Source organism: Veillonella montpellierensis (assembly GCF_947090115.1).
Classification (GTDB): domain Bacteria; phylum Bacillota; class Negativicutes; order Veillonellales; family Veillonellaceae; genus Veillonella; species Veillonella montpellierensis.
Genome location: NZ_CAMUMS010000002.1, coordinates 138199 through 150653 on the forward strand (window position 1 = coordinate 138199; position 12455 = coordinate 150653).

Annotated in this window: 13 protein-coding genes, 1 tRNA gene and 1 pseudogene; 1 reads left to right on the forward strand and 14 read right to left on the reverse strand. The window is 32.6% G+C overall.

The genetic code is table 11. From position 1 onward, the window contains the following. Window positions 1-43: 43 nt before the first annotated feature. Both P6940_RS01685 and P6940_RS01690 read right to left on the reverse strand, forming a co-directional pair. Complete coding sequence (locus P6940_RS01685; protein WP_277292991.1) at window positions 44-2158, reverse strand: AAA family ATPase; 2115 nt, start codon at window positions 2156-2158, stop codon at window positions 44-46. Window positions 2159-2922: 764 nt separating this feature from the next. Next, window positions 2923-3912 (reverse strand): formate/nitrite transporter family protein, encoded by a 990-nt coding sequence (locus P6940_RS01690; protein ID WP_277292992.1) that lies wholly within the window; start codon window positions 3910-3912, stop codon window positions 2923-2925. 518 nt (window positions 3913-4430) lie between these two features. On the opposite strand from P6940_RS01690, the gene P6940_RS01695 reads away from it, so the two are divergent. Next, window positions 4431-4505 (forward strand) — tRNA-Arg (locus P6940_RS01695). A gap of 193 nt (window positions 4506-4698) precedes the next feature. Here the strand turns inward: P6940_RS01695 and thiM are convergent. The 12 genes and pseudogenes from thiM to P6940_RS01755 all read right to left on the reverse strand — a co-directional run bounded on the left by thiM (window position 4699) and on the right by P6940_RS01755 (window position 12429). Further along, complete coding sequence (gene thiM, locus P6940_RS01700) at window positions 4699-5508, reverse strand: hydroxyethylthiazole kinase (protein WP_277292993.1); 810 nt, start codon at window positions 5506-5508, stop codon at window positions 4699-4701. Then, on the reverse strand, window positions 5495-5683 hold the full coding sequence (locus tag P6940_RS01705) for a DNA-3-methyladenine glycosylase I (RefSeq protein WP_277292994.1): 189 nt from the start codon (window positions 5681-5683) through the stop codon (window positions 5495-5497). The genes thiM and P6940_RS01705 overlap by 14 nt, the downstream gene beginning before the upstream one ends. After that, window positions 5680-6012: pseudogene (locus P6940_RS01710) on the reverse strand (DNA-3-methyladenine glycosylase I). The gene P6940_RS01705 and the pseudogene P6940_RS01710 overlap by 4 nt, the downstream one beginning before the upstream one ends. Window positions 6013-6690: 678 nt before the next feature. Further along, window positions 6691-7239 carry a YagU family protein gene (locus tag P6940_RS01715; RefSeq protein ID WP_277292995.1) on the reverse strand — a complete coding sequence of 183 codons (549 nt, stop codon included), beginning with the start codon at window positions 7237-7239 and terminating at the stop codon, window positions 6691-6693. A 439-nt stretch (window positions 7240-7678) separates the two neighbouring features. After that, a complete protein-coding gene (locus P6940_RS01720) occupies window positions 7679-7852 on the reverse strand; it encodes a hypothetical protein (protein ID WP_169712397.1) in 174 nt (57 codons plus the stop codon). A 216-nt stretch (window positions 7853-8068) separates the two neighbouring features. After that, entirely contained in the window at window positions 8069-8242 is a 174-nt protein-coding gene (locus P6940_RS01725) for a hypothetical protein (RefSeq protein WP_277292996.1), read from the reverse strand. A gap of 564 nt (window positions 8243-8806) precedes the next feature. Then, window positions 8807-9295, reverse strand: a complete 489-nt coding sequence (locus tag P6940_RS01730; RefSeq protein ID WP_277292997.1) for a hypothetical protein — start codon at window positions 9293-9295, stop codon at window positions 8807-8809. 321 nt (window positions 9296-9616) lie between these two features. Next, window positions 9617-10240, reverse strand: a complete 624-nt coding sequence (locus tag P6940_RS01735) for a GH25 family lysozyme (protein ID WP_277292998.1) — start codon at window positions 10238-10240, stop codon at window positions 9617-9619. Between the two features lie 16 nt (window positions 10241-10256). Next, the gene (locus tag P6940_RS01740; protein ID WP_277292999.1) at window positions 10257-10586 is read right to left on the reverse strand and encodes a hypothetical protein; all 330 of its coding nucleotides are present in this window, start codon (window positions 10584-10586) and stop codon (window positions 10257-10259) included. Further along, window positions 10561-10890 carry a hypothetical protein gene (locus P6940_RS01745; RefSeq protein WP_277293000.1) on the reverse strand — a complete coding sequence of 110 codons (330 nt, stop codon included), beginning with the start codon at window positions 10888-10890 and terminating at the stop codon, window positions 10561-10563. The genes P6940_RS01740 and P6940_RS01745 overlap by 26 nt, the downstream gene beginning before the upstream one ends. A 40-nt stretch (window positions 10891-10930) precedes the next feature. After that, entirely contained in the window at window positions 10931-12103 is a 1173-nt protein-coding gene (locus P6940_RS01750; RefSeq protein ID WP_277293001.1) for a hypothetical protein, read from the reverse strand. Beyond that, on the reverse strand, window positions 12100-12429 hold the full coding sequence (locus P6940_RS01755) for a hypothetical protein (protein ID WP_277293002.1): 330 nt from the start codon (window positions 12427-12429) through the stop codon (window positions 12100-12102). Before P6940_RS01755 ends, P6940_RS01750 begins: the two co-directional genes overlap by 4 nt. Between the last annotated feature and the right edge of the window lie 26 nt (window positions 12430-12455).

Sequence of the window (12455 nt, forward strand, 5' to 3'; positions counted from 1 at the left end):
CTATCCTATACCATATAATAGAAACTGTATGTTCCTACATAACTTATTTATTTTCTGTAGCACTTGCCTTAGTATCTTCACTGATAACTATATGATTATCTTTTACATCGGCTACTAAATTTTTCACATCAATATGATCAAGATAAAAATCAGTAACAGTATCTCGTACTTCACTTTCAATAACCCTACGCAATGGACGAGCACCTAATGCTTTATCGTAACCTTCTTCCATTAAAAATTCTTTAGCTGCATCTGTTACAGTAAGTTTGATATGTTTTTTAGCTAATGTAGCATTTACTTGATCTAACATTAAATCCACAATTTTATGCAAATCCTCTTTGCTCAAATGGTTAAATTCAATAACACCATTAAAACGATTCAAAAATTCTGGACGGAAATATGGTGCAATACGATCCATAATATCAACAGATTCATCTTGCGGTTCTGTGCCATATCCAAATCCTGCATTTGATGTAGCAATAATAACGGTATTCTTAAAGTTAACTGTATTGCCTTGTCCATCTGTTAAATGTCCATCATCTAACACTTGAAGCAATAATGTAATAACTTGTGGATCTGCTTTTTCGATTTCATCAAACAATACAATAGAATATGGGTTACGGCGTACACGTTCTGTAAGTGTATTAGAATTATCATCATATCCTACATAGCCTGCTGTAACGCCAATCAATTTTGATACAGCAGTTCGATCACTATATTCTGACATATCAAGACGAATAATAGCATCTTTATTACCAAACATATCTAAGGCTAATTGTTTAGCTAATTCAGTTTTACCAACACCAGTAGGTCCGACAAATAGAAAACTACCAATTGGCCGATTTCCTTCATCAAAGCCTGCTCGATTACGTCGAATAGCACGTGATACAGCTTCTACGGCATCATCTTGACCAATGACATGTGCTGCCAACCGAGATTTCATATCTTTAAGCCGTTCAATATCAGAAGCACCCATTTGAGAAACTGGAATACCAGTCATACGTTCTACAGCCTCAGCTACATCATTGACCGTAGCTGCTACTTTTTGATTTTCTGTATGATTATCAATTTCGTTCTGTAACTTTTGAATTCTCATCTTTTCATTAATAGCAGATTCATAGTCTTCTTTTCTTGCATATTCTTCTTGCATATCTTTTGCTTTTTTTATTTCTGCTTCTAATGATTTAATATCCGTAACAGGATGCTGTGAAGCTAAATGAGCTGCAGTAACATCAATCAAGTCGATGGCTTTATCTGGCAAACTCCGTTGTGGAATATATTGTACAGAGTAGTCAATTGCTGCTTTTAACACAATGTCTGGTAATTCTATATTATGATGTGCTTCATATAAAGGTCGAATACCTTGTAAAATCTTAAATGTATCTGCTGCAGATGGTGCATTAACCTTTACTTCATTAAATCGACGTGCCAATGCAGCATTCTTCATAATTGTATTTCTATATTCATCTTGTGTAGTAGCACCAATAACTGTTAAATCACCACGAGATAAAGCAGGTTTTAAAATATCTGCTAATCCTTTTGAGCCTTGTCCATCACCAGTAGAACCAGCCCCTAAAATCTGATGAATTTCATCAAAGAAAATAATAATGTTTCCTGCTGCTTGTACTTCTTTTACAAGTTTTTGTACATTTTCTTCGAAAGAACCACGATATTGAGTACCTGCTTCTAAGCCAGAAATATCGATAGAAATAATCTGTTTATTTTTAATAGCTGCTGGTACATCTCCATTCACAATAGCTTGTGTTAATCCTTCAACGACAGCAGTTTTACCTACCCCTGCATCCCCAACTAGTACAGGATTGTTTTTTGTACGCCGAGCTAATATTTCAGCAGTTTCTTGAATTTCCTTATTACGCCCAATAACAGGATCCAACTTGCCTTCTCTAGCTTGTTCAGTCAAATTAGTGCCTAATTTTGCTAAAATACCATTTTGCTTTATAGGACCTACATTGTCATCCCCACCTTCTTGACGTGGCAATTGTCCATTTTGACGATAATAAGCAAATTCTTCTGGTGTTACCTCTCTGCCATTGATACTATAGCGACGATTTTCTGTTGAATAACCACCCATATTGCCCATTAATTGATTAAATAAGTCATGCATGCTATTAAAATCATTGCTAAAATTATTGTTCATAATAAGTACCTCGTTTTTACTTTCTAGGAATAGTGTTGCACTATTCTATTTATAATTTACTATATCTTTTTCTTATAAACTTAATTCATTACATCTACGTAACCTATCGTATACTGTTTTCTCTTCCAAAATCGCTAGCCATTATTTTGTTAACACCTCAATCATCAGATAATAATTATATTACTTATTAACCTTTTGACCTTTAGCACCTCCAGTTCCATTTCTTCTTTATGTCCTTATCATACTCCCTAAAAGTCAAAAAGTCAATAGGTCAAATTTTATTTTTTTACTTTTTTTATTAGCTAGTTATTTTAAACTATTTGCACCATGTTTTACTATGAATGACTAACATATGATACTTCTATTACATATCCATTCATTGCTCTATGTAAACTTCCTATATTTAAATATATATTTTATATAGCTATTCTCACTATTATTAGCACTGTATAAGGAATTAAGCCTATTGATTATGGTATATATAACCAAACTTTCTCGATATAGTATGCCTTATTAGTCATACTATATCTATAAAAGAAAAACTACATATATTGCTTATTAACAAAAAGCGTATTCTAAAAACTATTGATTTACTAGTATATCGTAAAAATAGTTATATAAAAACGGTATAATACTATTTTCTCAGCACTATACCGTTCCCATTTCTATGTAACTATTTTGTTTTATAAAAGCATTCTAACTACTATTCCTTTACAATATTAGGCATATGTTATTTAGTATATCATCAACTACTATTTCTATCTTTAATGTTTTACGTTCAGTTCAGAAGAAATTTGTGCATAAGCTAGCAACGTAAATACTCCTGTTCCCCCTAATATATTCCCTATCCCTGTAGGAATCAAAAATGTGAAAAAATAATCACTCATCGTTGCCATGCCATGAATAACGGCATAACACATTTCAGCTGATCCAACAACAATATGTGTGAAATCGCCTAGTGCAATAAAATAGGTGAAAAATGCAATGATGAAAAAACTAAAATTACGAGCGGATGGCATCATCCAAACAATGGCTGCTATTAAAATACCAGAAGGTATGCCTCTAATTAAATTTTCATAGGCACCCATATGTGCCACATGACTAGCAATCAATTCCATTTGCACTACAAATTCAGGATTCATAACTCCATCAATACTTAGAAACGAAGCAGCTAGTGTCGTACCAATCAAGTTAGATAGTAATACGATAGTCCACAAGCGTCCTAATGGGCATAACTTTTTGAATTTAAAAGGCTTAAAGACTGGTACTACCGTAGTAATTGTATTCTCTGTAAATAGTTGCGCTCGTGCTAAAATAACAAGAATAAATCCTATTGTATATCCCATTTTTGAAATAATTGGACTCCATGATTCTTTTGGTAGTAAAGCTGCCAACACTGCCATACACACAAAAGAAAATGTAATCATAATTCCTGCACCTATGCCAGAGAATACAAGCGCCTTAACTGGTCGTAATAATTCTTCAATACCATCTCTGCGAATAATTTCAAAAATTAAATGTGGTGATAATCGTTCATGTTCTTCAACAATTACTCGTTCTTCATGATTTAATGTAACTGTATTATACGCTTCTTTATATATTTCTTGCTTCTCCATAGCATTAATATCTACTTTCGATAAATCAATACCACGTTTCCATACATCACTAGGTGTAATAATCTCTTCATCACATTGAATTACTTTACCATCTTTGGTTTCAACCAATCGACAACCTTTTAGTGTGCCTTGTTCCATGTCTATATTAACTTCCTTTCTCCCTTAGTATAAACTTTCAAATTAATCTTTCTAATATCAAAAATATATTGTAGCAAAAAAGAGTAGGCATGACAAACATTGCTATGTCTGCCTACTAGATATCATAAAATACATATCATAATGTTTCTATATGAATCATTAATTTTACACAAATCGCGTATATAGTTTAATATCTCATGGTATCTATTGTAATGAAGTATAAATCATAAAATATGACATCTTTTATAATACTCTATAGCAACTTATAATTCATCGAATAAAACTTAAAGTTATAATATACTTAGCAATAACAATAAAATTGATATGAGCTAGCTAGATAGTCACTTAATATATTCAAAGGTAAAAATTTTTATTTATACCTATAATTCTATAGTAATATACTATAAAATTATATCTTACATAGAAAGTAACGACTAGAATCTATAGTGATCCTATATAAAATTATGGTATTAAATTATGGTATTATCGATTTCCTTATGATATAATAATTAACACATGCGCTTGTAGCTCAATGGATAAAGCGTTGGTCTCCGGAACCAAAAATCCGAGTTCGATTCTCGGCAAGCGCACCATATGCCTCTAGTATATATGCTATGTACAAATTAAATGATACATACTACATATACTAGATTTTTTACTTTTATGCCAATATTACATACTAATTTGCTATACTCCTAATGAAATATCTTTATGAACCATAAAAAGTACTCTGCCAACTACAGAGTACTTTTTATATACACTATATTCTGTCCATATAGTGATACCTCATTTAATAGAAAGGAGATCAAGAAACGTATCACCTGTGAGTATACTTAATGCATCATGTAAATAAATAGAGAACGATCCTAACCCTTCTTCATTCTGTAATCTCATTTTAGCGATTTCGCCGCTAATACTCATATAACTAATTCCTAATATTGCTGCCTTTATAGGATCAGTAACTGTTAAAAAGGCACCCACTAATGATGTAGTCATACATCCAGTCCCTGTTAGCTTAGGTAACAGATCAACCCCATTATATAAATGATATATACATTTTCCATCTGTAACTATATCCACTGGACCAGTTACTGCTACTACCGTATGATACTGTAAAGCTATAGATTTTGCTATTTCATCATAGTTTTTATCTTCATCAATCAAAACTGAATCAACGCCTGTGGAAGTATATGTTTCAGAATATAATGCAATTAACTCACTCGTATTACATCGAATAACCGCTACAGGAAATGTATTCAACAATGTTTTTGCTGCGTAACGTCGCAAAGAAGTAGCTCCTACGCCTACTGGATCAAATACTATTGGGATAGTATGGTGTTGTGCCGCTTTGCCAGATTCTATCATAGCCTCTAAAGTACCAGATTCAATAGTACCTATATTCCATACAACCGACTGACTATGAGATGTAACTTCATACGCTTCTTCTCTATGAGAAGCCATGATAGGAGAGGCTCCAATCGCTAATACGGCATTGGCACATTCATGTATCGTAACACGATTAGTAATATGATGCACTATGCCCCGTTTCTTTCGTATCATATCTAATACTATCTCTATATCTTTAATCAAGTGCATCCATACCTCCTAGTAATTCGCTATATCGTAGACAACTTACGATATGATCATTAACAACGCCAATCGCTTGTAAAAATGAATAAACAGTAATAGTTCCAATAAAAGTAAAACCATATGTTTTCATATCTTTACAAACTATATCTAATAGTTCTGTACGACGAGGCACCTCGTTCATAGATACCAATATCCAATAATAGATTTTCTTCCAGTAAAACTCCAAATATACGCGTCAAAGGACCCATATATACGTTGTATTGCTTGAAAAGCTCTAGCATTTTTACGTAATGATTTTATCTTCAATGTATGGCGAATAATGCCAGCATTATTCAACAAAGATTGTTCTTTTTTAGTATCGTACTGAGCAATTGTGTTTCTGGAAAATCCATCAAAAGCACCTCTCATAGCTTCTCTATGCAGTAAAATAGTTAATCAAAACAAGCTAGCCTGCATACATTCTACCACTACATATTCAAACAATATAGCATCATCATGAATGGGTATCACCCATTCTGTATCATGATATAGTTTCTCTCTTTTACTTGTTAAAACCCCATGTACATACTGTTAATGATTGCATAAATTCTCTCACTATAATAATCATATATCAATTTCTTGGTGTAGGTAGTATATACTCATAAATAGCAGTAATTCGTACTTTATATGAGGAGAAATGCCATCACTCAAAAAATTCCTATCTTGGGAATCAATAACATAAAATATAAATAGGGACAGCATCCTTTTGTTATGTAAGAAGATATATATCTACTACTAGCTCGATCAATCATTCATAGAATGGCTATTTTTAGTGTTTCTAATGATTATCGTACCTACCATACCATCATTATATAAAAAAATATATTAAATTTGAATCTTATGCTTTTCATATATTCTAATCGATCTATCTAACTACTTCCTGTAGAAATAATACTAGATGCTATAAAATATATAGCATCTAGTATTATATATAACATATAATTTTATGGTATTGTCTTTACATAAAAATATATGTAAAGAGTGAAGCTACACGGATTATACATTCTACCATAAATATATTTACTGTTACTATTCTATGAAAGATATATTTCTGTTTTTCATTTTATCAAGAGAAATCCTATATAGATAATAATTCAAAATTGACCGCTAGCTGTTTATACTAATTATAATTACTGATTATAATTTTTCTTATTTTTCAGGATCTGCTTTACCTGTCATGCGATTACGAAGGTCTCGACGACATAATTCCATAATCCACAACCACCATATATGTCCAAATAATTCAGAAAATTGTTCGTCAAACGGAATTTCTGTTAATGGAGGAACAAGTCCCATCCACGGCATAACAATACAATGCGCTAAAAAATAAACAAAAAATCCAAATACAGTACCTTGCCACATTTTAATTCTTGGCCAATATTCTGCAATCACGCAATACATAATACCAAAAATCACAGAAAATAACACATGTACTATAAACACATCAACTGGTTGTACTGTACCAGAAAACATAACGTGCCAATCACCAATGCCCAACATATCTAATAATACTTTAGGTGGTGTTACGCGAGCTGCTGCATCAATGGGCCAAAAAATATCTGGGTTCCGTGGTGGAAATGGTACTTCCCATCCCCATTTAGCAAAAGCCCCAATAATGCCAACAATAATACCTATTAAAATAGATAATCCAATGTGACGTTTATTTGGATTGGTAATATATGCAAAACCACATTTCATATAAATTCTCCTTTCCCATAGACAACTTTTATAAAAAGCCATTAATTCTAACACTATAACTCAAAAAGTTATGAATACCTACGATAACTCATATTATCATAGCATACGTATTACAAGATATAATAAATCAATATAAAAAATAATTCCTATAATTCTGTATAAAAACATATTTCTAAAGAAATCTACACCTCACTCGTGTGAAATATAGCATTTACTACAACTTACTATATTCTCTCAACCTTTTTTATTACCCATATACTCAGCCATATCTTATATAAGGTGCATCATCATAGATAACACTAAAATAAGGCTATATGTAACTAAGTACTTAGTTACATATAACCTTATAATAATAGTCTACATTATATCTATATCATAATGATTTAAAATAGCTATGAACTCATATAGCAACTGAACCATCGAATGTATTGTGCATCACTTAATGCTTAATAGATGCGATTCGTTCTTCTGTACGATGGCGGATTTCATCAATAATTGGTTTAACTTCTAAAAATTCTTCATCGGTCAAGCGAAATGTTCTTCCAGTTCGTTGAAATAGGGCTTTTTTGCGTCCGGCGCCAACACGCTTACCGCCCCAGTTATTCCCTTTCATAATATGACCTCCTTATACAATCTTACATGATTAGCAAAATGTAAATCAGTGCATATGTTTCTATACATACATATTATACGACATAATAATAAATATAATCAACAATCATCTAAAATCTAGCAAAATACCATGTTGGCCATTATTTACACTTTTGATTTTTAATCAACAACATGCAATAATACTCAACTGCTTTTTGCCGTTTTTTTGCCGTCAAACTTATTGTAAATACTTTTCTAACTGCTGTATCCCTACACGGATTGCCTCGGCTCTATTTACTTTATATTGATCCATATATTTATCTAGTATTGTGCTTGTCTTTTCATCTAATCTTACGTGTATAGGTCTGCTTTTTGGGTTATCAGTTGGTCGCCCCATCTTTTTCTTTTCCATAATATCCATTGTGCTTTTTCCCTCCCCTATGCTATAGTATAGAGGAAGGGTGGGCAAGCACCCTTTCTATAGAACTTGAAGTCATACTATTTATAGTGTGGCTTCTATTTTTTTAACTTCTTAATCTTTTCAATGGCTTCTTCTGTTGTTTTGCTATCTCTCAAAATCTGAATAACCATATCAAGGAATATTTGAAATTGCTCGTTTGTCATTTTACTCATATGTATCTCCTTTCTGTACTTGCCTACTATTTGTAGTATCCTTACTACTCTTATATTATATCATTTTGTAGCCCAAAAATCAATAAATTTAAATAAAAAAAGCCTATCTTTCTCCTTTTTGGGACTATTGCAAAACCTATGCCAAAATGCTAAAATAACTTAAGTAAATATTTTTGTCTGACCATTTTGGTTAAGATTCATACATAATTAGCTCCAACTAATCATGTATGGCTACAGCCCCTGTGTATTCAACCACTAGGTGGCTGTTTTTATTATGTTATAAAAAAAATAAAGCCTACTAACATAGTTTTTACTCTATGCTAGTAGGCTCTTTTTATTACAATTAATTCTTTACAGCAAGATATATGACCGCTCCACTTAGTAGAATATTAAGCAATTTACTGTTTCGTTGTTGTGTTTTCGCTTTTTCGATTTCTTTCTTTTGCTCGTTCAAGTATTGATTTGCTAGTTTTAATGAGTTCGTCATTTCGTTTAATGATTGACTTTGCATTATTAATTTCTGATTTGCTAATTCCAATTGATTGGCTTGTTCTTGCATTAAGTTCTCGGCTTGTACTAATTGCTTGCTCTGTTCGTTCATTGATAGACTGACTACGTTCGATTGCTGATTTAGCATTTCTATTTTGTTCGATAGCTCTTGATTGTTCTTGTCTAACTGTAACAAGTTCTTGTTGAGCGTTCTGTATTCCTCTTGTGTCAATGTTATTTGAGTTTCGGTCGGTGTAGCACAATATACAAGCGACGATACACACGATAACGCAAATAGGAACAATAATATAGTAAACGTGCATAAGCTTTTTGATTGTATCATACATAGTTACCTCCTATAAAAAAAGCACCCTCTATGGGTGCAATATGTTATAATAATCTCGTTGCTTTCTCCAATCTGGCAACAGAAAGGAGGTGCAAGCATGATTGATATATGTAACTCATTCTTGGTATCTATCATAGCAAATATTGCCTGCCACTTTATTTGCAAATGGCTCGATAGATATATGTAAAGCAACGAGCATAAAAAAAGCAGGGCTGCCACCCTGCTTTTTTGTTTTGCGTGCAAACATGATCTATTAACTCATTCTTTTGCCTATCATCATTGTATACTGATTCAAAGGCATTGTAAAGTCGTTACGTGTTATTCGTACATATAATTTACATCTACTTCTTTGTCGGCTACTGTTCCACTATAAGAATATTGCCATATCTTTACGTTTGGATAGTCGCAAGTGCTGTTATATTGAGCAATCCACACTGGCACGCTCGGCATTTGACTGTATGCATATGTTTCATTCCATAGCAAGCTATATCCACTATACACGCCTACATTTTGAAATCCCGCTTGCCACAATCTGTTGATAAATCGACTAATGCAGTTAGTCATTACTTGTTTAGTTAATGCTCCGACATTAATCATATTGCGTAGTTGTCTATGTTCTTCATAGTCATACCAAATGCCAGCTTGTAAATGATAATTAGTATAGCCGTAACTGTTAAGTGTATTAATGACCCACTCTGCCTCTTGTACAGCTGTTGCTTCGTCGTATGCATGACTAAAATAATATACGCCAACTTCAAGTCCAGCGTTTAGTGCTGATGTGATATGTTTTGTAAAGAAATCATCAACACAATAATTCTCACCTAATTTTATAATGACAAACTCATTACCCTCTGCCTTGGCTTGTGTCATGCGTTCATCAGTGAAATACGGTTGCCTGTTCTCATCTTCTTGCCACGCTGATATATCGAACCCTTTTTTCATTCTTATCACTCCTTTCTTACCTATCTCTTTCTTCTAATTTGTCTGGTATTCCGTCACCATCTTTATCGACCCACAACGCAAGAAAGCCGACTAACGCAGTAAGTACTGACGGTATAAAGATATGGTCAATAATATTGATACCGACACTGATAAGCTTGTTCATGTCATCAGACACATACCCTCGAATAAATGCTAGTACATATTCAATAACTACTAATAAAATAGGTACTAGCATTGTAAATACTAGTACCCTTGTTGCTAATATACCTGTCGGTTTAATTGTTGCTATTCGTATCGACTGATACGCTTGTTTCGATGTGCTAATGAACTTTTGTAGTATGTTCATGAAAGTCCTCCCGTAGCTCATCTACTCGTGTTTCTAGTCCATCGACTCTAGCAGTCAATCTCACATGCTCTGCATACGATTTTGTTCTTTGCTCTCTCGATAATTTAATCTCCGTTTTTAACTCTAACAACGTTTCATTCAATGCTCCCATTCTTTCTGTAAAAATGAGATTGTCTTGCATGCGTTCATCACTGATACGTGTTAGAATCGGTAAAATCATCAGACGATAACTAGCACCACCGATAACTGCTACAATTGATAATGTAGTTAGAATATCATCTAATTGAAATTGCCATGTCCACATTCCGCCGCTCCTTTCTTCAATAAAAAAGACATCCATTTTATTAAGATAGATCTTTGTTAAATGGATTAAATTTATAAATTATTTCATCACTTACATAATATTGCTCTACTGCCTCTCCATTTGGTAGTCTATTTACTTCTCCATTTGGCAACACAAAAAAATACATATCATTAGAATTAACATTAAGATTTGGTAATCCCATATTTCTCATGCAATTCATAATTTTAGTTACATCTAATATTACTAATGGGAAGCTACCACACACAATTCCATCAAGATCTACTTCTCCTAAATAATCATATGTAAGAATCGGTTTATGTGATATTCTATCTTTCAATTTTACCCTCTCTTTACGAGGTTTTTCCATAAATTCTTTTACAGTATATCCTTCTATTTTTAGAGCATAACCAAACACATCAAAATGAACAAAGCAAGGGGAAATCATCATGGCGCTATCTCCTTTATAACCCCTGTCTGATTTATAAGCAAAAGCTGTTTCATTATTTGCAATAGCGTAGTAATGATTACGTTCCGGTTTAAAATCACTAGTTAATTTTGATATCTTTTTTACTCTATCATCATCTGATAAATATCCATCATCTAAAATTCCATCAATATGCTTACAACAAACAATCTTTGGATATAATAAATTTGATGAAAAAGTCACTTTGTTGTCTTTATATTTTGCAACACCATATTTAGGTGGTTTTACATTAGGATGCTTGCCAAAAAATGCAATCATACATTTTTGATTAATAAAATCCCGACAATTTTGTAGACTCATATATACTAATTTTTTCTTATATGCTTTATCAGAAATATACTTTTTATATTCATCGGTGTATCGTATTCCGTGGCATATTTCTGCAATAGAATATGGCGTAAAAATTTTATTGAACCATCCCTCATAACGGGATAACCGTCTATACTCTTCATGAATCAACAAAAACTCTACATCTATGGGCAGCAGAACTGCAATCTCTTCATAATCTAATAATTCAACTGCAAGACTTGCCATCCAATCAACGGGTCTATTATAAGTATTCCAATAATCTAACCGCTTTAATTGTAAATTACGTTCTTGTATATATCCTCCGCCCCATTTACCGAATGCTTCAAGACCACAAACAACCCTTGTTAAATATAATGCATTGCCAGCACTCCCTAAAAGCGTATCTATGCCATTTTCATAAATTCCTATACCCTGATTCATACGTATACCCCATATGTGATTTTGCAAGGAAGGTTAAAAGAATCGCAACGAAGATAAAAAGGATCCTTAGATGCTAAATACTTCCATTGCAGCTTACTATCATTAAATAATACAACAGGAATTTTTAAATATAATGATTTCTCATTATTATAATAGTCACTGTCATTCATGTACTGCACTTGTGAAATTAAATAAAAGAGCTTTCCTGTCTTTAATACTTCTATTTCGTCTTCAGGCGGTTCAATAAATCCATCATTTCCATCAGCTTTACATTCTCCTAATAAAATATAATTAGCATCTCCTGTTGTAAATGTCGTGAAATTCATATTTCTGTCTTGAAAATAATGATAAC